This window comes from Kitasatospora sp. NPDC097643 (genome assembly GCF_040302625.1).
In the GTDB taxonomy this organism is placed as follows: domain Bacteria; phylum Actinomycetota; class Actinomycetes; order Streptomycetales; family Streptomycetaceae; genus Kitasatospora.
This window is the reverse complement of sequence record NZ_JBEOSA010000042.1, coordinates 39,560-65,352: the sequence shown is the minus strand read 5'-3', so window position 1 is coordinate 65,352 and position 25,793 is coordinate 39,560. Positions and strand designations below refer to the sequence as shown.

The 25,793-nt window shown below is 69.9% G+C and carries 14 protein-coding genes and 1 pseudogene; 7 read left to right on the top strand and 8 right to left on the bottom strand.

Annotated elements, in window-relative coordinates; genetic code table 11:
- Window positions 1-8: 8 nt before the first annotated feature.
- On the bottom strand, window positions 9-860 hold the full coding sequence (locus ABTY15_RS24950) for a hypothetical protein (RefSeq protein WP_350599465.1): 852 nt from the start codon (window positions 858-860) through the stop codon (window positions 9-11).
- A gap of 360 nt (window positions 861-1,220) precedes the next feature.
- On the opposite strand from ABTY15_RS24950, the gene ABTY15_RS24945 reads away from it, so the two are divergent.
- Genes ABTY15_RS24945 through ABTY15_RS24930 form a run of 4 tightly spaced genes read left to right on the top strand, consistent with a single transcriptional unit; the run spans window position 1,221 to window position 10,112 of the window.
- Window positions 1,221-2,648, top strand: a complete 1,428-nt coding sequence (locus ABTY15_RS24945; protein WP_350599464.1) for a PD-(D/E)XK nuclease family protein — start codon at window positions 1,221-1,223, stop codon at window positions 2,646-2,648.
- A complete protein-coding gene (locus ABTY15_RS24940) occupies window positions 2,645-3,796 on the top strand; it encodes a pPIWI_RE_Y domain-containing protein (protein ID WP_350599461.1) in 1,152 nt (383 codons plus the stop codon). The genes ABTY15_RS24945 and ABTY15_RS24940 overlap by 4 nt, the downstream gene beginning before the upstream one ends.
- On the top strand, window positions 3,789-7,223 hold the full coding sequence (locus ABTY15_RS24935) for a pPIWI_RE_Z domain-containing protein (protein ID WP_350599459.1): 3,435 nt from the start codon (window positions 3,789-3,791) through the stop codon (window positions 7,221-7,223). Before ABTY15_RS24940 ends, ABTY15_RS24935 begins: the two co-directional genes overlap by 8 nt.
- Before the next feature lie 48 nt (window positions 7,224-7,271).
- Window positions 7,272-10,112, top strand: coding sequence for a pPIWI_RE module domain-containing protein (locus ABTY15_RS24930; RefSeq protein ID WP_350599456.1), 2,841 nt, complete (start codon window positions 7,272-7,274; stop codon window positions 10,110-10,112).
- Window positions 10,113-10,343: 231 nt separating this feature from the next.
- Here ABTY15_RS24930 and ABTY15_RS24925 read toward each other — a convergent pair whose 3' ends face one another.
- From ABTY15_RS24925 to ABTY15_RS24910, 4 genes are all read right to left on the bottom strand, one after another.
- Window positions 10,344-15,620: a sacsin N-terminal ATP-binding-like domain-containing protein gene (locus ABTY15_RS24925; protein WP_350599454.1), complete on the bottom strand. Its 5,277-nt coding sequence runs from the start codon at window positions 15,618-15,620 to the stop codon at window positions 10,344-10,346.
- A 422-nt stretch (window positions 15,621-16,042) separates the two neighbouring features.
- Window positions 16,043-17,254 (bottom strand): response regulator, encoded by a 1,212-nt coding sequence (locus ABTY15_RS24920; RefSeq protein WP_350599451.1) that lies wholly within the window; start codon window positions 17,252-17,254, stop codon window positions 16,043-16,045.
- Window positions 17,251-20,280, bottom strand: a complete 3,030-nt coding sequence (locus ABTY15_RS24915) for an ATP-binding protein (protein WP_350599448.1) — start codon at window positions 20,278-20,280, stop codon at window positions 17,251-17,253. Before ABTY15_RS24915 ends, ABTY15_RS24920 begins: the two co-directional genes overlap by 4 nt.
- 369 nt (window positions 20,281-20,649) lie before the next feature.
- The gene (locus ABTY15_RS24910; RefSeq protein ID WP_350599492.1) at window positions 20,650-22,191 is read right to left on the bottom strand and encodes a recombinase family protein; all 1,542 of its coding nucleotides are present in this window, start codon (window positions 22,189-22,191) and stop codon (window positions 20,650-20,652) included.
- A 96-nt stretch (window positions 22,192-22,287) separates the two neighbouring features.
- Here ABTY15_RS24910 and ABTY15_RS39840 point away from each other — a divergent pair.
- The 3 genes and pseudogenes from ABTY15_RS39840 to ABTY15_RS24900 all read left to right on the top strand — a co-directional run.
- Window positions 22,288-22,422, top strand: a pseudogene (locus ABTY15_RS39840) (exodeoxyribonuclease III); the annotation flags it as partial.
- Window positions 22,409-22,876, top strand: a complete 468-nt coding sequence (locus tag ABTY15_RS24905) for a tetratricopeptide repeat protein (protein WP_350599445.1) — start codon at window positions 22,409-22,411, stop codon at window positions 22,874-22,876. The pseudogene ABTY15_RS39840 and the gene ABTY15_RS24905, both read left to right, overlap by 14 nt.
- A gap of 174 nt (window positions 22,877-23,050) precedes the next feature.
- The gene (locus ABTY15_RS24900) at window positions 23,051-23,269 is read left to right on the top strand and encodes a hypothetical protein (protein WP_350599443.1); all 219 of its coding nucleotides are present in this window, start codon (window positions 23,051-23,053) and stop codon (window positions 23,267-23,269) included.
- 106 nt (window positions 23,270-23,375) lie between these two features.
- On the opposite strand, the gene ABTY15_RS24895 is transcribed toward ABTY15_RS24900, so the two are convergent.
- The 3 genes from ABTY15_RS24895 to ABTY15_RS24885 all read right to left on the bottom strand — a co-directional run bounded on the left by ABTY15_RS24895 (window position 23,376) and on the right by ABTY15_RS24885 (window position 25,677).
- A complete protein-coding gene (locus tag ABTY15_RS24895; RefSeq protein WP_350599440.1) occupies window positions 23,376-23,780 on the bottom strand; it encodes a hypothetical protein in 405 nt (134 codons plus the stop codon).
- Window positions 23,781-24,031: 251 nt separating this feature from the next.
- Window positions 24,032-24,544 (bottom strand): hypothetical protein, encoded by a 513-nt coding sequence (locus ABTY15_RS24890; protein WP_350599437.1) that lies wholly within the window; start codon window positions 24,542-24,544, stop codon window positions 24,032-24,034.
- A 347-nt stretch (window positions 24,545-24,891) separates the two neighbouring features.
- Window positions 24,892-25,677, bottom strand: coding sequence for a hypothetical protein (locus ABTY15_RS24885; RefSeq protein WP_350599431.1), 786 nt, complete (start codon window positions 25,675-25,677; stop codon window positions 24,892-24,894).
- Window positions 25,678-25,793: the final 116 nt, after the last annotated feature.

Below are 25,793 nucleotides of genomic sequence, written 5' to 3'. Positions count from 1 at the left end.
GAGATCAGCTACAAGAAGCCCCCAGCACTGCGAAGGGCATTGTGCAGTTCCCGGGCGCCGAAAAGCTGTTGGACGTCGCTGAGTTGTTCGCGTGCGCGGCCGGCCGCCGCGGTCCGCTCCCTGTCACCCTCGGCTTGGTGAACTGCGGCTTCGGTGTGCGCGGCTGAGAGGACACGGGCCGGATCCGGCCGGGTGTCCTCGCTGTAGGCGCCGGGGATGGTGAGGGCGAATCGGCGCAGCAGTCGCCAGGCTGCGTCGGTGGGCGGGTGTCCGGCGTCGCTGAGTCGTTGGATTTGTTCGGCGGTGCCGATCGCGTGTCGGAGGAAGTCCGCGCGGGGGCTGAGCGGGGTGATGAGGCGTCGCTCCAGCGGCCAGACCGACACCGCGAGTAGGCCGCGCGCGGCGGTGAGGCGGTCGTGGTTGAGCGCGGCGCAAATGTAGTAGGGGCGGGAGTAGCCCTGCGCCGTGAAGGAGCGCTCTTCGTCTCGGCGGAGCGAGGCGAGTTTGGTGGCGACCAGCGGCTCGGAGAAGAACGCCTCGTACACCGATGAGATGAGCTTGGGCGAGGCGGGGGCGCCGAGGACGGTCAGCGACTGGTAGACCTGCTCGCGCACTGGGATCGCGCCGTGGCTCGGCTGTCCGATCGGTTGCTGCTGTTCCGCGTGCGGGTGGGGCGGGGCGGCGGGCGCGCCCTCCTTCGCCTCCTCTTCGTCCAGCGCGGTCTCCCAGGCCTCCTCGACCTCGCGCAGTTCTTTGCGGATGCGCGCGCTCGCCGTCTTGTCGCCGGCGCGCCGCGATTCCCGCCATTGGGCGCGCAAGGCGGTGAGGCGCTTCTCGAGTTCCTCGACTGATGCGGCCATGACGGCAGCGTAGTGCACCGTCCATCGATTTCCAAGATCAACCAAGCGATTCCAAGAATACTCTCCAAAGACTTCCAAGGATGTGCGCTATGGTCGTAGCCCGGCGCACCCCAACGTCTCAGGACGGCGAGGTGCGGTGCCGTCGTCTTGGAAGGGGAGGGCATGGGCGACAGTGCGCGCTGGCACAGGCCGCAGTGGATGACTGGCGATGACCGCCATGTGCGAATCAGTCCGGGAACCGGGGGCGATGAGGACCACACGTGTCCTGCCCGGGACTCAGCCAAAGCCCGACCGGCGGTCACGACGCGGGTGCCGTCTCAGCTGCCCAAGGAGGTCCTGGAGGACTTCACCCTCGGGCCGGTGACCGAGGTGCTCGACCTGGTCGAGTTCGACGGAGTGTCACCCGACCGAGCGCTCGCCGCGCTGGCCGGCCGCAAGCGGCCGCTGCACGCCGGGCACCGCTCTTACACCGAGCACGCGGTAGTCCAGTATCTGGCCCGTGAGGCCGGGCATGAGCTCGTTCCGGTGCGGGACTACTGGGTGGTCCGCCGCGACAACGGACTCCGATGGGAGTTATACACCTGGTGGCGCCGGTACCGGTCTGCAGACGGCACTCTCCGGGAGCTGCGGCGGCTTCGGCATGCTGGCGCCCGATCGTCGACGCCTGGGGAGGTCGCGATCGCCGCCTATGCCGCGGCGTTCGGGGCGGAGGCGTCCTGGCCGCGTCGGTGGAAGCAGCCCTTCGCCCTGACCGGGGTGCCCTCCCCGCCCCGTCAGATCCGGATCGTCGAGGTCGGCCTGGACGACGGCTCGTCAACAGTCCAGTTCAACGGCAGTCCGGAGGATGCCAAGGCGTATTACGACACCTACGGCGCCCAGCAGGTCCAGAAGGTCGTACGCGGCGGGGCAGCGCGGCCCGGGTCGGCATGCGTGGGTTGCAAGCAGTTAACCGGTTGCGCCGCGCTCCCCCGTGTCCCTGGTGTGCTCGGTCTCTCCGCGCGCCCGGCACCGCTGCGCAAGGTCTCGGTGAGTGACCTTCGTTATCACGCCGCCTGCCCGGCGCAGTCGTATCTGCGGACCCTGCACCTGCCGAAGGAGGCCGAGTACGCCGACTCCGCCAAGCTGGGCCAGGCTGTTCACGACTGGCTCGACCGACTCCACCGGCGCAACGGCCACCCGGCCTGTTCGGTCGCCGACATGCCGCCGCTCGGCGTCAACTGGACCACCGGCCGGTGGCAGGTCTCCGACGCGGACGCCGCAGCTGGCCACGCCATGCTTCTGCACCACGTCGACGCTTGTCCCTTCCACGACTCCGGGCTGATCGAGGAGGTCGACTCCGAGGCCCTGCGAGCGGTTCACGACACGGCGGCCCAGGCCTTGGTCATCAGCAAGCCGGACCTGTTGTACCGGGAGGACGGCTCCTGGATCTGGCGGGAGCTCAAGACCACCCGTCGGCGCCAGCGGCACGGCGAGGACCTCCTGGACCTCTACCCGCAGCTCGCCCTGGCGGTCACGTTGCTCGCCTCGGGGGCGCTCGGCGGCGACCCGTCCGGGTCACGCGTGGAGGTAGAGATCCTGCGGCCGGAAGGCTCGGACCCGCACATGATCGACCCCACCGATCCCGAGCGGCTGGCCAAAGCACGGTCCGTGCTGCATGGCTACGCCGGCCCGTGGCGGGACGACCATGTCTGGCCGGCGCAGCCTGGCGGCCATTGCCGGCAGTGCCCGGTGTCCCAATGGTGCGTCAGCGCCGCCACGAGCGACTCCAGCGAGGAGAACGGCGCATGAACGCCACCAACACCACCGCCGGCACCGACGAGGCGCTGCTGCGGGAGATCGCCACGGCCCTGGTCGATCTGTCCCGTCTGCGCGCCGTACCGAACCCGGTGTATCCCGCCAGGGTGCAGAACTCCTACAACCGCCTGGTCCTGCACTGCTTGCGCAACGGTGTCGAGCCCCCGGGCAGTGTCCCCGAACTGGCCCGGTGGGCACGCGAACGCCCGCTGTCCGGCTGGCCGCTGAAACTGCCGGCAGATGCCCGGCACGCCAGCTACCGCCTCTCCGATCCGGAGACCAGACTGCCCAGCCAGCTCTGCCTCGAGTGGGAGGTGAGCGCGGCGGATCCGGCCGCCGAAATGTTCGAGAACGAGGTGATCCACGAAGCCCTCGCCACATGCCGGGCGGCACGCAATCCCGGCGCGTACACGGCTTTCCGGACCCTGCTCACCACCAGGCCGGTCCTCACTGGGGCCGAACTCGCGCTGCTGGGCGGCGACCCGGAGTGCGGCATGCTGCTGCACTCCGTCCTGAAGCGCTGCTACGAGCCGGTACCCGCGTCCTACCTGATGGACGGCGCAGGGTGGCAGTGCGGACGATGCCGTTGCCTCATGATCCCCCTGGTCGACAGCGGACACAGGTGCGAGCTCGACCGCTGCCGCCGCGACGGCACCGGAGCAGGCGGCAAGCCGATCCGTGCCGACAACGGCGGCCTGTTCCAACTCTCCCGCCCGCTACGGATGTTCGTAACCAGCCCGGGCCTCGCCGAAACCGACCTCCAAGCCGCCCTTCGCCGCCGCTTCGGCATCACGGCCGAGATGTGGCCCAACTTCGACGCCTACGACCTGCGCGTTCCGTTGCCTGACGGGCGGCACTGGGCCGTGGACGTCAAGGACCGCGTCAATCCAGCGCTACTCGCCCGCACCCTCACGCCGTTCCGCAGCGACCCGCCGTACGACCGAGCCTTCCTCGTCGTCCCGCACTACCGCTTCCGGGAAAACGAGGCCTACGGGCGGCAGTTCCGGCGCCACGTTCCAGTCGACCTCGCCGGGCGCATCGAGCTGTTGGACGACCGAGCCTTCCTGCGCCTGGTGCGCAACGAGATCGCCATCCGCCCCGAACGGGCGGCCACCCCCATCGAAGGAGACGACCATGCGTGACCGGCGTGGCTGGCACAACCGCTGCTCGCCACAGCAGCTCCGCGAGGTCTGGCCGGAGAGCCTCGGCCAGTTCCGGCCGGCCGACCTCCTCGATGTCGAGCTGGGCCTCTACCTCCTGCAGAGCGCGACCCCCAGCCGTACCGCCCTCGATGTCTGGCCGCTGCTCGGGGGCTATCCCTACAGCGACGTGTTCGGCGACGTGCACACAGAATCCCAACGGCTGCGCCTCCTGCGTGCCCGCCACCGGCTGTGGGACCTGCGCCGGCGGACCAGCTGGCTGGAGGCTCTCACGTCCTACCTGGAGGTGCCCCAGCAGCTCCGCGGCTACGACCTGGACGCACCGGACTCGGTGCCGCGTCGCCGGGAGCCGACACGCTCGAGCCAGCGGTTCGAGGTGTTCGAGGAAGTCCTCAGCCAAGCGCCCGACTTCTCCACCCGATCGACCCCGATCGCCGAACCCGGCGAGTACACATTCCGGGTGGACGACCGAATGCACTCAGTGGTTCTCACCGACGATCTGCTCACCGGCGTCCGGCCGCTCGCGCATGACCTCGACGCGCTCCCCGGCGGGCGTGGCGCGCCGATCGAAGTCAGCTGGACCGACCTGGCCAAGGCTGCCGACGCGATGGACGCCGCCGAGGTCACCACGGCCCACGGCGCCCCGAACAGGTGGCGTGACCGACTCGAACGCGTCCGGCTGCTCGTCCGGGACGACGAGCTCGGGCGGTTCACCGAACAAGGGCAGCTGCGGATCGACCGGCTGCTCCACCTGGTGGGGATGGTCGGCGCCGGCAAGTCCACTGTCCGCGACATCCTGACCTACCACGTGGTCACTAGAGAACCGGCCCGCCGGGTCACCATCGTGGTCAGCGACGTCGCCGAAACCCTTGCGGTGGTTGCACAGTTCGAGCGGCTCGGCGTGCGGGCCGCACCGGTCCTCGGCCAGTCGACCCGTGAGCGCAACATCAGCCGGCTGCACCGCCGTACCGCGACCGCGGGCGCCGAGACCATGCTCGGGCATGACCATCCGGGCTTCGCTTACCTCAGCAGTGCCTGTCCGGTGGATGTCCTGCGAGGCCTCGAGGCACGCCGACCGCTCGGCATCCGCCAGGCCCCCTGCACTGCGTTGTTCACCGTGGTCGACACACCGGTGGGCGACCCGTGGCTCGACGCGGAGGACCCGGCCGCGCGCCCTGCCAAGCGGCCGAAGCCACAGCGGCGACTCTGCCCCCTCTGGGACCGCTGCCCTCGTCACCGCGGCGCCCGCGAATTGGTCGAGGCCCAGGTCTGGGTCTCCACCCCGGCGGGCCTGGTACACAGTTCGGTTCCGCAGCATCAGCACGACGAGCAGCTGCGTTACCTCGAACTCGCCTGCAGGTTGAGCGACCTCGTCATTGTGGACGAGGCCGACCGGGTCCAGATGCAGCTCGACACTGCGTTCGCGCCGGCCAGCACCCTGGTCGGTCGCTCCCCCAACTCGTGGTTCGACGAGGTCGCCGTCCACAAGTTCCAGCAGATGGCCCGGGACGGGCGACTGCAGCTCTCGGCACGCGATGTCGACGACTGGAGCAACGCGGTCAACACGGTCAGTGCCGCCACTGACCGGCTCTACGCGCTCCTCGTCAAGGACGAGCGCCTGCGGAACTGGATCAGCGTCGACTACTTCAGTGCCTTCACCCTGCACAACCTGCTGCTCGACAGCTGGCTTCCCGGGCGGGAGAAGGGACAGCAACCACTTCCGGAGGCCCAGGTCCTGGACCGCGCACTGCATGAGTTCCGGGACGACCCACTGCACGAGCACCCGGCCGACAGCGACGACGAGGTCACACCGATCGTCAACACTCTGGTGCACCTCACTCTGGAACTGCTGCACGCACCGCACGGTGCCCGAACCCGCGACCGGCTGCGCGACACCCTGGAGAACCTCGTCGAACGCGGATCGGGAGTACTCGACCGCATCGATGTCCAGGCCCGGCGCTTCGAGTTCACGCTGATTCTCGCGGCCCTGCACAGTCGGCTCGACTTCATGACCACGCTCTGGCCGCGCGTCGAGGCCGCGCTGCACCTGGAGAACGCCTCCAACGTGCTCTCCCGCAGGCCGCCCAAGGACTACGAGGCGGTCATTCCCGAATCTCCGATGGGCAACGTCCTCGGCTTCCAGTTCCGCCTTGACGACCGGGAGCGCGACGGCGACCGAAGCGGCGAGCTCCGCTTCTTCCACTGCAACGGGGTTGGCCGGGAACTGCTGGTACGTCTGGGTGACTTGTGCGCCGTGGACGGCCGGCCCGGCCCCAACGTCCTGCTGATGTCCGCGACCAGCTGGGCCGGTACCTCCAGCCGCTACCACCTGCACACCGAGGTCGGCGCAGTCCTTCGGCCCCGGGACGAGGAGGTCGCAGCCGTGCTGGGCACCGAGTTCCGCAAGGAGTTCCTCTACTGGCCTGGCGGAGAACGCCCCAGGCCCCTGCGCCTGTCCGGATGTGACCCCGAGGAGCGTCCGCAGGCTCTGCTCGAGATGCTCCGACAGCTCGCCGTCCCCGACCGCAGTCTGCCGGGTTCGCTCAGCATGCTGGACACCGAGCTGGCCGAGATCGAGGACCCTGAGCGACGTCGGATCCTGCTTCTGGTCGGCAGTTACGACGAGGCGCGCCGCGCCGCGGAGTTCCTCAACCAGATCCCGGAGTGGAACGGCCGCGTCACCCAGCTCGTCTCCGACGACACCGATGTCGACCACGCCTGGACCAGGCTTCCGCAGGACACCACAGTCCGCGCTCTCCCCCGGGGCGACGTCCGGACCTTCCCCCGGTTCGGTGGAGACCTCCTGGTCGCACCACTGCTCGCGGTGGAGCGCGGCCACAACATCGTGCTCGGCTCGGGCAAGGCCGCGATCGGCAGCGTGTACTTCCTCGCTCGGCCGCACCCGCGACCGGACGACATCTCGCTCGCCGTCCAATCCATCAACGACTGGGCCACGCGCCAACTCCGAGACAGTGACGGCACCTTCCGGCAGGCCGCGCTGGCCGCGGCCAGCCCCGACCGGGCTGCCGTCGCGTTCCGCAGCACCGCCTTCCGCCAGTGGACCCGCTACCTGACCCGACGGATGGCCTGGTCCAGCCTTCGTGAGGACGAGAAGACCGCCTTCACCTGGGACCAACTCGTGGTGATGTGGCAGGTCATCGGCCGACTGGTACGCGGCGGAGTGCCCGCCCGGGTCGTCTTCGTCGATGCCGCCTTCTCCCCTCGGGAAGCAGGTTTCCAGGCGGCGGACACCCCGGACACCAGCCTGTTGGCCAGCATGCGCGCCGTCCTCGCTCCCTACTTCGGCGAGGCCGGGGACGAGGACACCGTCGAACCCGCGGAGCTCGACCAGTCCCTCGTCCAGGAGTTGTACGAACCGCTGTACCGCGCCCTCACCGGCATGGTCTGACCAGGCCTTCACACCTTCAACCCGCCCGCCGTCACCGTGGAGGACACCATGGAGTACCAGCGCATCAGGGCCGCCGCCTATCGACCCGTTCCCGGCCGGGACCACTTCACCGTGCCCATGCACTGCCTCACCCTGCCCGCCGCGTGGGAAGAACCACTGCTCGCACTCCGAGCCGGCGGGCGACCCGAGCGGCGCGGCCCGCATCCCCGCCGGGTACCGACCAAGGAGATCAACCAACTCCTGCGAGCAACCGCGCCCGACATCGTGACGGTCGACGCTACTGCCACGTTCGGTGCCGAACGCCCATGGCTCTACTGCACGCAGGCCTATCCCCAGCCCGTCACCAACATGTTCGTCGCCGCTTGGCTGCGGAACCTCCAGCGCAACCCGGAGGACCCCGAGAGCGCCTCGCGACTGCTGGCCTGCTTCCGCGACCTCGACACCGATTCCCTTCACTGGCAGGCACGGACCGTCGACCTGCTCGAGCAGCAACCGTCCATGAACGGCACCGCCAATCCCGCACCGCACGTCTACCGACTGCTGGCGGACCATCTCGCCGCCCGCATCGCAGCCCAGCCCCCGTACGAGCACGGCGGAAAACAGCTGGCGTTCCACCAGGTCGCCGGTCTCGGCGGAGCCCGGGGCGCCGGCAGCGGTGGCGCGGAGCTGATGTCGTGGCCGCCGATCAAATACCGGACCAAACGCGGCACCGGTACCCCCGCGTACTACTCGGCCACCCTCCGAGTCACCGTCCGCACCGTCCCGTTCTCCCCCGTCCCACGTGTCCACCTCAGTGCAGGGGTCCGCCGCTTCGTCAGCGGCCAAGTATGGCTTCCCTACCGCAAGGGAGCCTCGGTGTACCTGCTGCCGGACTCCTCCTTGGTGCCGAACGGGCCCTCATCCACCCGCTTCTCCGTCGCCACGCTCCAGTGGCGCAATGGCACCACGGAATGGCGCCAAGGCGGCGCCGGCGGAATGCTGGCTGCCGTCACGGCACTCGACCACATTCCCTCCCCGGAGCGACTGGTGAAGGAGGCCGAGCACTGGATCGGCGGCCGTGACGGAATCCAGCTCGCAGTCGGTCATCAAACGGCCATGGGATCCCACTCGGTGCACTCCGGCCTCATGCCGAGCGAGCGCCGCCGAGTCGTCGAGTGGGCCGAACAGGCGCTCCTGCCCGACCTCATGCCTGCCCCGTACCTCGAGCGCAGCCGGCTCGCCCGGCCACCGAAGAAGCAACTCCGCAAACTGCCGGCCATCCCGAAGAAGGAGACCTTGCCGGAGAAGCTCGCCGCCATCCTGGACACCCATGGCCAGATCTCGGCAGCCAACGCCGCGACCCGCCGCCGGGCGATGGCCGAGGCACTGCCCGACACCGAACTCATCGGCGTACTGCTGTACCAGTCGGACGGTCAACGCGACCGGCTGGTCGCCGCTGCTGAGAAGGGACTCGGCCTGGTCGACGGGCGGGCCGAACACGGCCCGAGCAGCTGGACGTGGAAGACGCCTGAGCTCACGGTGCGGCTCCACGCACACCCGCTGGGCGCGCTCGGCGAACCGCTCGGCCGTGACCGCGTCCCGCGGATCGGCATCGAGCACGACGAGGCGATCGCGGACCGGCGGCGGCTGGTCTCCGCCGAGGTGGCAGCGCTGCGCGAGCGGGTACCCGGCGCCCAGCTCGCTCTCGTCGAGCTGGAGGGCCTCGATGTGTACCGCGGCCCCCGGCGGCGTGCCGACCCGAAGCACGCGATCCGGCTGGGCTGCGCGGACGGCGGGTTGGTCACCCAGTTCATCCGGCCGCTGGACACGGAGGGCGATCCGGAAAAGGCGGCTGAGGAAGCCGCTCTTCGGGCCGAGGCCGCGTGGGCGGACGCGCTCCGTCAGCTCGGTCTGCGGCTCGTTCCCCAGCACACCTTGGGCGAGCTGATCCCGGAGGGGCTGAACCAGGTCGCCTTCCATCTGGTCGAACGCCGGAGCGACGGGCCGACCGGCAAGCCGCAGTTCACCCCGATCGCGGTGCTACTCCGTCCCGGCGCCACCTGCGTCCTCGGCCGAAGCGCCGACATGCAGGAGTGGGTGCCCTACCCGGTGCTGCTGAAGTCGCTCACCGGGCGGGTGCGGGACGAGGAGCTGCGGAGCGAGCTGGCTCAGTCAGCCCTCACGGCAGCGTTCATCAAGAACACGCTGTCGCGGCTGCGCAGCACCCCCACCCTGGTCCTGGCCCACGCCCAGGACATCCGCAAGCGCTGGCCGTGGCTGCGGAACGACGGGCTGGAGCGAGACAGGCTCGGGCTCGACGGCGGTCCGACCCAGCGACTCGGCCTGTACGGCAAGGGGCTGCGGATCGTCCGGATCGCTGACGCCACCCGGGACGAAACGGCGCAGTGGTGGGCAGAACGGGAGGAGCTCACCGCGGACCTCGCCGGCCAGCAGCGCGGCGGCATCGCCAAGGGGCTCTGGGTGCCGACGGAGCCCGACGCATCGGGCCGCGTCTTCTACAGCACGGCCGACAAGTCGAGTACGCAGACCGGTCTGACCAACGACGACGCCAAGCTGACCCCGCACGTCAACCCGAGTGGGCGGGATGCATACCGCCCCACCGCGAACGCCTGGAACCCGAGCCTGCTGGAGGTCACCGTCGCCTGCCTTCAGCCGGGAGACGACGCCGAGGCATGGGCGGCCTTCGTCCACCAGCAGCGGTTCAGCGAGGAGTACCGCGACGCACTCGGGCTGCCGCTGGTCCTGCACCTGGCGAGGCTGGCCGACCAGTACGCGCTCCCCCACGAAGACGAAGACGACGTGGTAGACCCGACTGATGCCGCAGACCTGCTCCCCGAAGCGGCTGTGCCCACGGAACAGCTGTTCTTCGCCTTCGACACCGACGAGTAACCTAGGAACGCCCCAGGGCCGGAACCGCACTCGGCCGGACCGGCCTGCACACTATGCCCGAACACCGAAAACGGGTCGGGGTCGTCCTCCACCAGTAGCCGGCGTCCGGTCGGTGCGACGGGACGCCGGGGAGATCCCCCTTCACGAATTCTCCGCCCCGGCCGTGAATCGGCCGAGACGTTACATCCACTCACCTGGTGGCGGCCGGGACTGGGTACCGGCGCAAAGCCGTCACTCCTCTTGTGGCAGGACGAAGCGCAGCCGCATCGCGGTGCTGACGATCTGATAGACGGTCAGGCCGGACTCGCTGAAGGGGTTGGGCAGCGGCGTGATCCTCCGGCGCTCGTGGTCGTTGACGTGGGAGACGTAGACAATCCGGTACTCAACGTCGGGCTCCAGCTGGCTCGCCCGCGCGGCCCGCGTCTCGGTGTCCCCGAGGTGGATGTCGCCGTCCGCGCCGGTGGACGACTTGACCTCGAAGAGCAGCGTGCGCTCGCCGTCCCGGATCAGGAAGTCGTAGCCGAGGCTGTCGTTGCCCAGCCCGTCGGCGAGTACATGGCGGCGCATCTCCGACTTCCACGACTCCTCGGGCGGCACCCCGAAGTGCCGTTCCAGCCAGGCGCCGACCACCACCTCGCCAGCGAGGCCGACCGCGACGGGCTTCTCGCCATTGCCGGACTCCCGCATGCCGCCCGTGCCGTTCCCTGAGCCGCCGGATCCGCGCTGGCGCGGGATGGCGACAGCGGGGCCGGGAGCCTCGGGGGGCACCACGTTGACCGGCGTCGCCAGCTGCGCCTCGGTAAGGTCGCCTACCACTGTGCGCGCGAGTTCGCGCAGGTCGTCGCTCCCTATGGGCAGGAGCTCGCCGTTGAACTCCAGCGTCGGTGTCTGGGACCGCCCCGACGGTGCCGCTGCCCGGCGGTCGCGCGGCGACGACGGCCGACGGCCCGCCATGTCGCCCTCCAGCCCGAGATCGGCGAGGTTCGTCGTGGCTGGCATCCCGTCCGGCCAGTAACCACGCGAGCGCAGCCAGGCAATCAGTGCCTTGCGGGTGAGCGGAGCGAAGTCGAGGAGCCCCTCCGCCTCCATCTCCTGGGCGACTCGCGCCGCCCCAGGGCAGGTGAACTCCATGCCGGCCCCCTGCCGGGTGACCCAGCGCTCGATCAGGCTGCGTAGTTCCGGCAGTCGGGCGTGCACGAAGCCCACACACACGCCCCGGACCTCGCTCACCGGCGGCAGCGCCCCCGAGTCCTTGCCCGCCGGGGGCAGGTGCTCGGCCAGCCACCGGTCCGCATGGTCGGCCATCAGCTGGACGGGGAGCTCCCAAAGCGTCCGGTGCCACGCCGGGTCGGGGCCGAGCCCCGGCAATTCGCGAAGCCGCAGGTACTCCCCCAGCGCCCGCCCGGCGCGGTGGGAGGCCTCGAACGCGTCGCGCACCCGGTCCACCAGCCGCGAGCGGTTGCCCTGCAGCCATGCCTCGAATTGGCGGGTATGCAGGGCGGAGTTGTCGATCGTGGCAAGCCCGAGGACCTCCCACGCGCGGTTGGCCCGCTCCAGCGGCACGCCGAGCCGTAGCAGCAGCCGCTGCCAGTCGTCCTCCGGGAGTGAGAGCAGCAGCTCGGCGCGATCGTCGCCGATGTTCTCGGCCAACCAACCGCGCAGCTCCTCGCGACTGTTGAACGTCTCCTGGAGCTGTTGCAGCTGTTCCGCCAGCTCGACGTCCTCGCAGGCGAGCACGGGGACCATCCGGGCGCTGCCCGAGCGGGCGGAGGCACGGTCGGAGAGCACCGCCTCCAGCCGGTGGAGCGGCAGGCGGAGTGCTGCGGCCAGGTCAGCCTCCGTCACCTCGGCGGTTCCACGATTCCGCATTCGCTGCCCCAGTCTCACCAGGGCGATCTCCAGTGCGTCGGCTCGGTACGGCGCGCCGACCAGCTCGGCGATGCCCGGCGCGGCCGCCTCCAGGATCGGCCAGTCCGCTCGCGGCGGTGCCTGGACGACGACCAGGCAGGGGCGCTCGGGGTCGTCGTGCAACACCGCGCGGTCGGTGGCGGCCAGCACGTGTCCGGCGACATGGGTGACGGCCTTGGCAGCGAGCACCAGGGAGCAGGAGCGCAGCCTCCGGGTGAGCCGGGCGACCGTGACCGTCCCCGGACGCAGGGCGCGGTCCTCGTCGTACTCCACTACCGCGGCCACCAGGGTGCGCAGCCAGGGGCCGGCGAACTCCAGCAGGGGCGTGCTCGGCGCCTGCGGTGCGGGCAGCTGGTCCGCGACCACCTGGACCGCCGCCTCGCTGCACGGACGGGGCTCGAACCCGTCGTGGTCCGAGAGGTGCTTGTACACCCGGCCGCCCAGCGCCCGGTCGTCCAGCGGCAGCACCGGCACGGGGACCTGGTCGAGCAGATTGCGCTGCTGGCTGCTGCCCGGGTCCGGCAGGTAGACCGGCTCGGCGGCTTCACCGTCGGGGCCGACTTGAAGGACCTCCAGGGCGCCGGCCCGGGAGATCACGAGGGCTTCCGGCACGGTGGGCCGACCGCCGACCGGACGGACGTCCCGGCCTGGGTGGGGCGGCAGCAGGTCCGACCAGGCCCGCTCGTAGGCGCGACGGATCGCGTTGACGTGAACGCCGCGGCGCAACTGAGGTGCCTGGATGAGGAGTTGGGGCAGGTGACGAAGCCGGTCCAGGGCGGTGCGGGGGTCGGACCAGCGGCGCACGCCCAGCAGGTCGAGCCGGCCCAGCGCCGTGCCGGTGGCCAGCTGCCGCAGCCCCGCGGGCACGACGGAGAGGTAGGCGGGCGGCTGCTCGCTCTCGCTCCACCACCACGCGGTGGAGACCGGGGCGAAGGTGCTCCGGCCGCGGTGGTCCAGGGTCTGCGGTATCCACGGCGCGTGGCAGAGGAAGGCGGCGAGCGGAGTCGGCCAGAGGGCGCCGGAGCGGTCGCTGCCTCCGGTGAAGCGGACCTCCAGCGCGCTGTCCCGCCACCTGTCCAGGCCGTGGACGATCAGCTCGGCGTAGAGCCGACGGCCCTCCTCGGAGAACTCGGCGTAGACGTCCTGGCCCGGGAGCTTCGCCAGCACGCCGTTGTGGGGCCGGTAGGCCACAGTCGAGTAGAGGCTCCCGCGCCTGTTCCGCCAGTTCTGGGCCGTCTCCGTCCAGGCCCGGTGCGCCAGGAGGGTACTGCAGACGGACCCGTACGCGTCCAAGGACCTCGGGTAGTTGAGCTGGCTCCCCTTCACCGACCCCATGACAGCCCGGTACGTCGGGCGCAGGCCGTGGCTCACACCCTGGCGCTCCAGGAAGCGCTGGAGCGCGGCCGGATCGGTGCCGCTGCCCTCGCACACCTCGGCGGCCGGCCGGAGGAGCGCGTCGTGGGCCTTCCGGAGGGAGTCGTCCAGGGCCTGAGTCAGGTCCAGGAAGCTGACGAGCGTGTCGTCGACGGCCGAGGTCACGCCCAGCCAGCCCGGGCCGAACATCGCGTGCCGGGCGGACGACCACCCTCTCCTGGTGGGAACGAGCAGGCCCTCGATGCGACCGGCCCGCTGGCCCTGCGCGCTCCACAGGCGGCAGGCCAGGTGCAGGCACTCGCGCCGGGTCTCGTCGTCCTGCCCGTCCTGCCGCATCACAGCGGTCAGGACGGGCAGCAGCGCCACCGGGGTGTACGTCTGCACGAGCCCCTGCTGCTCGAGCCACCGGCGCCCGGCGACACGTCGGCTCCGGGCCCGGCCCCGGCCTCCCGACCACGGGATCGCGTCGTGGACGAAGGCGAGGTGCTCCCGCACGCGGACGGGCAGCGCGTCGGGTTGGAGCAGGACGTCGCCGGTGTCGGGGAAGAATACGTGCTCGCCACCGGCGGGGACGAGTCGGCCGCTCGTGTCGAGGACGATCCGCTTGCCCCGTAGCTCGGCGGCGTCGGGGAACGACAGCGCCAGGTCGTGGTAGAAGTCGGCCCAGCGCTCGTGATCCGCCTCCTCCGTGCCGGTGTCTGCGGCCAGCCCCTCGGCCACAGCCTCGGCCCACCGCGCGAGTTCGGCGGTCGGTGGCTCCAAACGCAGTCGGAGCAGACGGCCCATCGTCCGGAGCCGTTCGGCGCGCAGCGGGTCCAGGGCCGGGTCGATGATCTCGGCCCTACCGGTCGCGCCGATGGCCTGCGGGGTGAAGACCTCGACGCCCTCGGGCTGCTCGACGAGGTAGCCGTGGTCGAACGAGGTGCGGGAGCCCTCCGGGTGGACCCTCGACATGAAGGCCACCTCGTTGAGCTTGCGGTCCAGCTTCCGGAACGCTTCCCGCAGGCGCTCCAGTTCCGCGCCCTGTCGGCAGACCAGGTCGATCACGGCCTCGCCCGGCAGCGACACCCGCCCCTCGTCGACCAGTACGGCCGCGCGGGCGCAGGCCCTCGCCACCTCGTCCAGCAGAAGCTGGTTCCACGGCGTCTCGACGGCGAGTGAGCGGCGGCTGACATGGGCGAAGAACGGGGCGTTGACGTACCCGTCAACCGGGCACTCGGTCGTGGTGCTCATCGGCAGGAAGGTGTAGAGCCGGCCGCGCGTCAACGGCTTGCCCACCGGGACCGCCACCACCACCTCGGCCGACCCGCGCCACTTGTCCCATGCCGTGCCCATGTCGCCGCTGGCCGCGATGGCGGGGAGGACGCGCTCCTCCGGCACGCTGCTGCGGACCAGGACCAGCTTCAGGCGCCCCCGGCGCAGCGCCACCTCCTCGATCCTGAGGCCGCGGGCCTTGTACAGCGTCGTCACCCGCCGCCCGAAGACGGCGCGTGTCGGGGCGGCACCGGCCTCGGCGTGGGTCACCACGACCGTGGCCAGCCGGTCGAGGAAGAGTTCGAACGGCGCGCTGTCGTCGATGAGTTCGCGCAGCTGTCGGGCGGCCGAGGCGCGGGCGGCGGCGTCCTTGAGGGGCAGGCGGACGACGGTGACGATCCCGTGGCGACGGAGCTGCCGCACCGGCTCGGGGATCTCGTCCACCAGCACCGGGACGGTCAGCGCGGACAGGTTGGCGCGCAGCTTGTCCGCCGCGCCGGGGTCGTCCGGGGCCGCCTCCGCCGCGAGCCGGTCGAAGTCCGACGGCAGGGCGAACCGGAAGCAGTAGCCGTCGAATGCCTTCGCGGCCGGGCCCGAGACGCTGTACAACTCCGGAGCCTCGGTCAGCTCACGGACGCTCTTGAAGCCCACCCCCTTGTGCCCGATGCCCTCGTCCGGCCGCTTGCTGGACGACGCGACCCGGCACAGCGCGCCGAAGCGCTTCGGCGTCAGCTCACGGCCGCCGTTGGCCACGTAGAGGACCCCGTGCTCGCCCTCGGTCTCGTCGAGCAGGATCTCCACCCGCCCGCCGCCCGGTGTGGCCAGGTGCGCGTCGTGGGCGTTCTGCAGGAGCTCGACGATCACCCGCCCCTTGTACTCGGGTGCCAGTACCTCCTCGATCACGTCCTTCAGCTCGCGCGAGGTCGTGTCGCCCTCCGCCAGGCCCCTCAGGCAGATCCGCGCCTTCCTCACGGACTGCGCCCACACCTGCCGCCGACGGGAACCCGCCGCCCCGGAGCCCTTCAACCGCCGCCTCCCCGTGCCGTACGAAATCATCCGCGGCCACGCTACTAGCTGGCTGGTCAGGAGGCGGGGTGTCGGCAAGGGTCTGGCCGTCCTCACCGTCGCTCCTCAGCAGGGTCACCGAGCAAGCTGACCCTGCCTGCGCGGTTACCCACTATGAGCTGGTCATCTGCTGCATCGTGGGTGCCCGGCACGACGAACGGCAGATGCACCCCCGGCGCCACCGCCGGCTGGGGCGCGCCCGGGGACGGCGAGTGGGCACGTGGCACTACATCAGTGAGTGCTCGACTGGGCGCCCAGGCAGGCGTTGCCTCAGCGACACAGCTTGCTGCTCGACAGACCCATGCCCGATAAACAGTCCGCCGAGCCGGTCAGGTCCGGCCGGTCCATGCAGCAAGTGCCGGCCACGTGGGCGTGGGGAAGGTTCCGACACTACCCTCCTCGCCGACGTGTGCTCGAGCGAACTTGAGGGCTGCGCTGGGGCTCGGCGCGCTCTTGGATCGCTGGAGCCCATCAAATTGGAGAATGTGTATGGATCCCGATGATTCGGCGACGGTGGAGACCATCAGCGGAGTCAAAGAGATCGGTTCGGCGTCCTTGTGGAGAAGCAGGACGGAGCCGTTGACCGGCGGATTCTTGGCGGACACCGTATTTGGACTGGGCCTCCCGGTTCCGCGGAAGGTCAGGACGTCGACGGCGTAACTCTCCCCGTCATAGGTCATGGCCGTGGCGACGGCGATCTCGCCGACGCCGGACGAGACGGCCCGGTGCGCGAAGCGGCGCAGCAGCGTGTCGAGGCGGTCCAGGTCTGCTCGGCGTGCGGTCGTGCTGCCGTGGGCGAGTTGGTTCCGGATGGTGACGAATTCCTGGATGGCCTGCCGGGCTTGGGAGTCTGGTGCGAGGCAGGCGAAGAGACGCTGGAAGCTGCCGCTCGGGGCGGGGCTGTTGGCGAGTGCGGTGCACAGGGTCAGCCACGTTCCCATGCTCGGGGCGGCGAGGCGGTCGAGGGTGATCCCAGGTAGGGCGAACGGTGGTGTGCTGGCCAATCCGATCAATGCGGCGAGGCGGAGTACTGCCTCGAGGGTGTGGAGTCCTTCGGTCAGCTGCTTGTCGGGGTCGGTTGTCCGGAGGTAGCGGGCAAGGCGGGAAGCGACGGGGGTAGGGAGTTGCTCGCTGCCAGCGGACAGAGCCTGCTGATGGTGTTGGGCGAGGATGGTGATGGTTCGGTCGAGGAGTTCCTTATCTGTGTCGGCTTTGTCGATCCAGTCGGTGGCTCCTAGGCGCATGGCCTGGATGACCTGCTGCTTTGCTCCTTCACCGGAGAGGACGAGGGTTGGAGTTCGCGAGCCGCTGGTCTGGAGCTGCTGCAGGAGCCAGACGCCGCCCCATTCGTCGGGGGGCATCTTCATATCGAGGAGGACGAGGTCAAAGGAGTTGCTGGCGAGGGCCTGGAGCGCTGCTTGGCCGTCCGTGACGAAATGCAGGCGTGCTTTGGCCCGGCGGAGTGGACTGCACAGAGTTCTGGCGACGTCTTCTTGGTCGTCTGCTACGAGGATACGGACGTCGGCGAGGGGTTGGGTCACGATGTCTCCCGGGACGGCGCTGGTGCGACGGGAAGGGTAAGGAGCCAGGTGGTGCCGGACGCGGTGGGTGGCGCGGCCAGGTGTCCGCCGGCGCGGGTCAGGAGTGAGCGTGCCCCGAGCAGGCCGAGTCCGTTTCCGCCGGGTTTGGTGCTGCGGATCCGTTCGCCGGAGGTGAGGGCGTTGAGGATGTCGGGGGGTACGCCGGGGCCGGTGTCGGCGATCTCGACGACGGCCTCATAGTCGTCGGCGGTCCATTCAAGGGTGATCGCGCCTCCGTGGGGCATGGCTTCGATGGCATTGCCGACGAGATTGTCCAAGATGGCGCGGAGCGTTCGATCTCCGATCGCTATGTGGGCGGCGCGGCGGGCGTCCGGTATGGACAGGGAGATCGTTCCGGGGAGCCGGGTGAGGACGGTGGCGGCGTACGTGCGCAAGAACGGCCCGAGCTCGATGGCCTGTTCGCCGTCGTAGCTGAGCGTGGAAGTGGAGGCTTTCAGACGGATGGCCAGGGCCTGGGCCTGGTCGAGGTGCCGGCTGGCGGTCAGCTGGTGCTCGAGTCTGGCCGTTCGGCTGTTGGCCGGCGTCGAGGCCGCCGTTCGCGCGGCGGTGACCTGGTTCTTCAGGTCGTGGAGGAGGTCGGCGACGGAGGCGAGGTACGGCTCGGTGCCGGGTCTCAGCGCAGTGAGGGCGGCTCGGGTGATGGGGCCGCGGGTCGCTGGGGCGTGGGTGCCGGCGATGGTTGCCTCTATGCCCTGGTGTACGGGTGTGATGGTCACAGTCCGGGTTACGCCAGCCCAGAGCGTGCATGCCTGGTCGACGGCTTGCTGTTGGGTGGCGTCGAGGTCGGCGTTGAACCGCAGGCGCAGCGGCTGGCTGCCAAGTATCTCGACGGAGGCCGTGCGGGCGGTCTTGAGGAGGGTGCTGGCGAGGGCGTCGAGAACGGCCCGTTCGCGGCCTGTGAGTTCGGCGTCGGGCTTGTCCGGGCTGCCGGTGATGTCGAGGCGTCCGCGGTGTAGCAGGGTCCAGTCGTCGACGATGTCCGCGAGGGCGGTGTCGGGATCATCGGTGCCCATGCAGCGGTAGATGTCGCATAGCTGGACCAGCCGTTGGAGGTCATCGCCGGTCAGGGCTTCGGGGTCGTCCAGGCGCTCGATGCGGCCCAAGAGGTTGGAGAGCTCGAGGTCGATGCTGCGGGCCTGGTCATCAGCCCGCTCGGCGTCGCGGGCGGCTCGGAAGGCCTTCTGGAACGAGCTGATTCCGTCCGCGAAGCTCATTGCGCGCGTCATGAGCTGGTCTGCTTCGGTGGCCCACTCGAGGAGGGCTTCGGATGAGGCTGCCCAGTGGAGGCCGAACAGCTGCCCGCTGATCCAGCGGGGCAGAGGGATCGTGCTCCGTGTCAGAGCGGCGGCTTGGTGGGCGAGGATGAAGCGGGCGACCGATCGGTCGCGTTCAGGCGCGGCGGCGAGCGCCTTGGCGGGCCTGCGGCTGGCCAAGGCGTCGAGGATGTCCAGCACGACCTGGGCCGCGGCCTGCCGTGCGGCCTTCTTCGCGGAGATCGGCTCACCCTCGCGGGCGCTGACACTGGTCTGCAGTAGGGGGCTGGTCAGTACGGCAGTGGCGCGGCGCTGCTTGTCGTGGTCCGGGCCGTACTCGCGGTACGTGTACTCGACCTGCAGTTGCATGCCGCTGGCGATCTTCTCAAGCGCCGTTGTGGTGTCGAATGCGGCTTCGGGCATGAGCCCGGGCCATACAGCCTTCCACTCCAGCGGCCAATCCTCCGCGAGGGAGGGCGGGAAGTTCTTGGCGACGAACACGGCGGCGATCACCGCTTGGAAGGCGTTGGAACCCAGTTCGATGGGAATGCCCTGACCTTCTTGGCCGACCCCGAGTAGCAGTGCTGATTCAAGGCCTGCCAGGCGGAGAGCGGAGTCGTAGACGGCGTTGGGCACGGATGTGCTGAGAAACGCGTCTGGGGGTGAGAGAACCGCGCGGCGGGCTTGGGCGAGAACGTACTCGAAGCTGAGGACGTGCGACCCGATGAACCCGAGTGGCTGGTTGTCGTGCTGGTGCATCGCTTCGAGGAGCGGGCGCTGTTCATATGCCCAGGACGCATGGACCAGCGCCTGTCCCAGCAGCGGGCGGGCGCTGGGAGGCAACGAGAACAGATCCTGGATTCGCCGGACGGCAGCCACGTGTGCTGCGTGACCCGGTATCTCACCTGGCGGCACTCGTCGGACTTCGAGGCGCTCGACGGCCTGGAGGGCATGGGGCAGGTGGCGGGCGATGAAGTCCAGCGCCGCGTTGCGGGAGGCTGCCTTCTTGCTGCTGCCCCTCCCAATTCCCTGCCGGCCCGTGCTGTCGGCCGCTATAGCCGTGAACACCGCCTCGTGGTCAGGGCCTTCACGGTTGAACTCGTAGGTCGGCGCGTCCTTGCCGAGAAGAACCTGGAGTCTCGTCTTGGGATCGGCGACTGCCTCGGATCGGGTCACGTCGGCGACCAGGCTCTCGGTGAGCCTCTCGGCCACATCCTGCCGGTCCAGCACGCACAGCACTCCAACTAGCTGGAGGAGCACGGTGGCAGCCACTCGAGGCGGCAGTGGCTTCCCTTCCAGTCCCGTACTCAACCGGCACGAGCGCAAAAGCCAGGGCTGCTGCATGGCCCAGTCGGGGACCTGGCGGGAGACCGTGCTGGCATGCTTGCTCAGCGCGCCCGCCGTGAGCGGGGACTGTAGCTGCTGGTATCCCCGGATCCCGGCATGCCGCCAGATGTAGGTGTTCCCGAGTCCGTACAGCGTATCCAGCAGACCTCTCGTCACACCGGGAAACAGATCAGGGTGTTCGTAGAGGAACGAGCAGTGGGCGAGTCCGACCGCCAGAGAACGCTTCACCGTCCAGGAAGGATCGCGCAGCCCGAGGTCGTGAAGGTGGTTCAGGACCGGGGTGAGGTCATACCCGGCGTCCAGTACGGCCTGCTCCAGCACGCCCAGCGACCCCGTGCGAACAGTTGCAGGCGTGCCTGCGGCCATCTATCCCCCCACACCTGATCAATGGTCGTAAGACTCCCTGACTCAAGGACCCTAGCCGCGACATGGATGACGCGTTGGGTGATCACCGAGATCCGTCCCGCGACCCGCGCCCGCGGCCTCTGCCGTCGGCAATCTCCTGTCACGGGCCAGCCGAGGGATCAGGACCCGCCGGAGCCGATGCCCGATGTGCCGAGGCTGCGTTCCGCCCAGCGCCCACCACCGTCCGGGCCCATGTCCGCGTGGACCCGGTCCATCCAGTCCGGTCTGTCGTCGAGACGTGGAGGTTGTTGTTCTGCGGTCGGTGAGGGCTGTGGTCTCGAGCGCGGTGTCGGAGCAGCGAGCGGCCGGCAACTCGATCGACGTCCCGCGTCATGCGCCTTGTTGCCGCACTCTCGCGTTGAGTTGGGCGGGCAGGTACCAACCCTCGACGGTCGGCGCCATGTAGAGGCGGGCCTTGAGGCCGATCAGCAGCTGGCGGCGGTGCTCCTGGCCAGCTTGGGTCCAGGCGTCGGCGAATGTCTGGCCGGTCTCCACGTCCACCCAGGCGGAGGGCCGTTGCGGGAGGGCGGCGAGGCGTCGGCGTTCGTCGACAAGGGTTTCGAGGGCTTCGGAGTACTCGTCGTCACCGCCCGGGTAGTCGAACAGGCCACGGCGCTTCTCCTCCCGGAGGTCCTTCATGGCCTGGGCAACGTGGTTCAGCTGCTCGGTGTGGTCTTCCCCGGGGATGAACTTGCGGACCGTCATCGCCATGCCGGCCAAGCGGTCGACCAGTGCGGCGACCGCCGCGGTCACCCGCTGCGCCTTCACGGACTGCCCCTTGCACGCCGGCTTCCCGGTCTTCCGCACGCACCGGTAGTACTCGTAGACCCGACCGTTGCGGGCGTGGTTCTCCTGCCGGTAGAGCCGGTCCCCGCACCGGTCGCAGTGCACCACCCCCAGCCACGGCGCCGCCCCGTTCGAGCGCTCTCTGGTCACCGACCGCTCGTCCATCGCCGCCTGGATCGCCGCCCATTCCTCGTCGGTGAAGAGCGGCTTGGCCATTCGGATCGGGAGGCCCTTCGCGTCACGGGCGAGCCTGCGGGCCTTCACGGAGCGGCCGATCAGCTTGAAGCCCATCGTCGCCGGAGAGCGGAGGATCTTGCCGACGCTGGAGGCGTTCCAGTGGTTCGACGGCGGCGTCTTGCGCTTGCTCGAGTACGTCTCGCCCTGGTGCTTGAACACGTGGGTGGCGGGGGTGTCGAAGCCGGCCGCTTCCAGGGCCGTGGCGATCATCCACTGGCTCTGCCCCTCCAAGAGCAGCTTGCCCATGTAGCGGACCGCCTCGGAGGTGACCGGGTCCGGCTCCAGCGTCCGCCCGCCGCCAGGCCGGTCGACAATCCGGTACCCGTACGGCGGCTGCCCGCCCGCCCACCGGTCCGTCTTCCGCAGATGCCGGTGCGCGCCGGCCACCCGGGCCTTGATCCGCTTGAGCTCCATCTCCGCGAAGATCGACGCCAGCATCAGGAACACCTTGGCCAGCTCGTTCCCGAACGACGACTCCCTCCCCTCCCGGTAGTCCAGGGTGATCCCGTCGTCGGTGAAGACCAGGACCTTGCAGTTCTCCTCCGCCCAGTGCGCCACGTCCGCGCAGTCCTTCGCCGACCGGAACGCCCGGTCCACCTTGGCCCACACCAACGCGTCCCACTCGCCCTGCCGGTCGGTGAGCCACGGCCCCAGGTCCGGGCGCTTCCACGGCGTGATCTCCGCGGAGACGTCCAGGTCCTCGAACGACCCGACGATCTCCCACTCCTTCGACAGCGCGTGCCGGGCAGCGGACTCCGCCTGCACCAGGTGTGAGACCTTCCCGTCCTGCCCGTGCGTGTCCGAGACACGCGAACCAACCACCGCCCGAACCGGCGCCAGGGTCGTCATACTGCCCACGGGTAGTCCCCTCCGCCCAGGCCAGCCGACGTATCCGAACCACCCGCACTCGAACGGGTGGACCTTTTAGAAAACGCGTCGTTCCGCTGGAGGATCGACCTAATCGTGTCCACCAAGAATCTCGCCGATAAGGCCATCGAGGCCTACGTCGAGCGGGCGGCCACCCATGCCGACCGTTGGTCCGACCACGCACCGGTCACCGCCGTGTTTGATCTCGGCTAACTGGCGGACAGCCAACGATAGTTCAGCAGCACTGAGAGGCAGCCAGAGCCGCGAGGACCCGGACGGGCTTATCTGGGCGGACCGGCTCGACCAGGCCGCAGAGCGGGCACACGACGATCCCGACATCGACAGCCGCCGAACCACACTCGTCCTGCTAGCCCAACTCCAGCTCAACCGCGGACAACCAGAGATCGCCCTACACTTGGCCGACGAGGCGGTCCTGCTCGACAGCGACGACGAGAATGCCTGGGTCACCACGGGCTACGCCGAGCTGGTGGGTGGTGACGTCACTTCCGCAAGGGAGAGTCTGCGGCAGGCGCTGCGCGTCAACTGCGCCTCTAGCGGCGCCACTGCGCTGCAGGCCACCATTGAGCACTTGAGTGGCGACGAGAACGCACCGTTCACGCTAGCCCGAGCAGTCACCCTCGGCGTCATCTTTCGGCCGCCCGGCTGAGCAGGTTCGTGCGCGTCACCGCCACGGATGCTGATGGCCAACTGCACAAAAACTGCTTGGACAGGCACGGCGATGAGAGGTTTTTCGGCGACCGCGCCATGGCACGAACCCGTGACTACCCGGTGGAGGAAGTCAACAGTGGCGCGGTCCGCGCCTGGAGGATCGAACGGATAAATGACCGGGACCGAGCCGGTCGACGGCGGCGTCCTGGTGGTCAACTACCAGACCAAGATCCCGCCGGCGCGGCGGGACGCCAAGGTCTACACCGACCGGGCGTTCGCCGAGGCGTTGGCCGTGCCGGTGATCGGCAGCACCCACCCGTTCGACTGGTGGCGCAGCGAGGACTGGGAGGCCGTTCGACGTGCCGTCTTCGTCGGCACCAATGAGGTGTAGCCCGTCGAGACCTCCGTGCCGGACGTGGTGCCGAAGCCGTCCGGGCTGTCCGGATTGTTCGCGCGCTTCCGCCGGTAGTCGGCGGCCGTCGGAGCGCGGCGGGCCGTTAGTCCTGCTCGGCCTTGAGGATGTCCGGCGGCAGGTGGACCATCCACGGCAGCACCACGCCGAGGAGCAGGAGGCAGGACGACTCACCCAGGGCCGGCCACCAACCCCATCCGAACACCGGCCCCTGCTGCTGGTGCCACGCTTGGTGGACCAACACCATCAGCAGCGCACCGAGGGGCACCAGCAGCAGCCGCTGACGCAGCGCGAACGCCGCGAACAGCGGCAGCACCGCGGGCGCGGCCCAGGCTTCTACGGGCCCGAACCCGGCCTCGCGCAGGGACGGTCCGAGGTCGGTGAGCAGCAGGCCCCAAGTCGCGAGCGCGACGCCTCCGGCAGCGCCGGTCGCCAGGAGAGACGGGAGGCTGCGCCCACGGGTGAGCGGCAGGGAGTGCAGGATGGTCACGGCCGGACCGTACCGCCGTACTCCCGTTGGCCAGACTGCGGCGCGCGCTCAGGTCGCCCGGTCGAGCTACGCGGCCTGCACACTTCCGAGCAGGCCAAGGCGCGGCGCCGCGAGGTGCGAAAGCGGTGGCGCGATACGGGCGGCCGCGGCTGGATCGCCCTGCTGTGCCGCAACCACCGCCCAGCGCGGTGAGTCTCACGAGCAAAGGACCAGGACGGTGTCCGCGCCCCATTGCGCCGGCGTGTCCGCCGTCAGTTCCGCTCGCCGGGACCCGCAGCGAGGCGGCCGAGCATCCCGAGTACGGTGATCCGCGCCGCCTTGTCGTTCGTCACCGTACAGTGGGCATCGACGCCGCGCGCGTCCGGTGCCTGATCCGGATCAGCGAGGCCCACCCAACAGATCAGGTCGACGGTGTACTCGTGGAACCGGGAGTAGTGCGCCGCTGCGCTCACTGCTTCGACGTGGTCGATGCCGCCGGGGTCCGCACCGCGCAGCAGCGCCAGAGTGGGCAGTGGGCCCAGCACCTCCCCGACCCACCCCGAGACGGCCTCCCGGGAACAGCCCCGTTCCAGCTTCGAGGCGGTTGCGGCGGCGAGCACCAGGTGGATGAGAAGCGACCCAAACCAGGTGGCAGCTTCGGCCGGAGGTGTGGCGGTGCCGGCTGGCGGCATGACGGCCCGGTACAGCTCTGCAGAGTCGTCGGCGTGCGCGGCGGCAACGACCGCCTTCACGGCGCCATTGAGGGTGGCCCGATCGATGGTCATGTCAGCGGTTCTCCCACGGTCCACGGCAGACCGTCAACTTACCGCTCCCGGCACGCGGGTCGGGAACGACTTGCAACTACAGGGCACGACCAGCGGTGCAGCGCGGACGGTTCGGGGCGCGCCCCTCGCGTGACTGAGACCGTTCTGAGATCTGCCGTTTCCCTTGGCGGGCGGGCTCCGCCGTCGGCTGGCTGCTAGACGGCGAGAAAGCACGTGCGCTCGCTCTGATCGGCGTGCCGCGGACGCGGGACTGCTGTACGTCGGCTCGGTCAGCACCGGGCTCTCGACAGCCGCGCGGCGGGCCATGGCCGCGGCGCTGCGCCGCAAAGGGGGACACACTCAGAGCGCTAGCGGAGCCCGTTCGCCGGCGACTGGGTGAGGACGCAGGTGAACCCGATGCCCCACTCGTCGCGGTCGTCGCAGCGCAACTCCCGGTCGCCGAACGCGTCCAGCAGGTCTTCCAGCGGGACGACGGTGCCCTCGGCGGTGGGCTCAGCGACGTGCAGCACCTCGATCGCTCCCTCGCGGACGAACCGGACCACCGGGGCAAGCTCCGCCGCCACGTACGCCCGCAGCTCCTCGCCCTCCAGCTCGGACGGCAGATCGGCGAGGATCCCGAACGGTCCGGTCAGCCAGCCGCTCGCTTCCATGGCACAGACCCGGACCCGGTCCTCGTCCTCCGTCAGGTCCAGCTGGTGGATGGTGGGCGGGGCGTCTGGAGCATACGCCCGGGCCTCCCAGCGGCGGCGCCCCTCGTGGGTGGCCCGCAGGGAGAGCTCCGGCGCCCCGGACCGGTCGTCGCACGACCACACCCACGTCCCCGGATCGGAAACCAGCAGCTCCAGCTCCATGCCCGTCACCTCCGGGCTGTCCTCCTGGACGAACGCGGTGCCGAACGCCCGACGCAACGTCAACCACCTGTCCGCGACCAGCCCGAGCGTCGCCACCGCCAGCTCCGGCCCCCGCGCCGACTGCTCCTCGGGCGATGTGGTGCGCCGCCTCGGTACCTCTGGCGAGCCCGCCCAGCGCAGCACGGCCGTGACGTGCTGCGCGCTTCCACGCGGGGTGGCGCCGTTGACAGCGCGGCGGACCAGCACCTGCTCGGTGACAGTCAGTTCGTCCCAAGTCTTCACAGCAGGCGATCCTGACACACTCAGCCGCTCTGACGTGGTGGCTTTTCGCCCGCGGCCCCGGACCCTGATGGGGCCCTACCGACAGTTGCGCAGACCACCCGGACACGGGCAGTCGG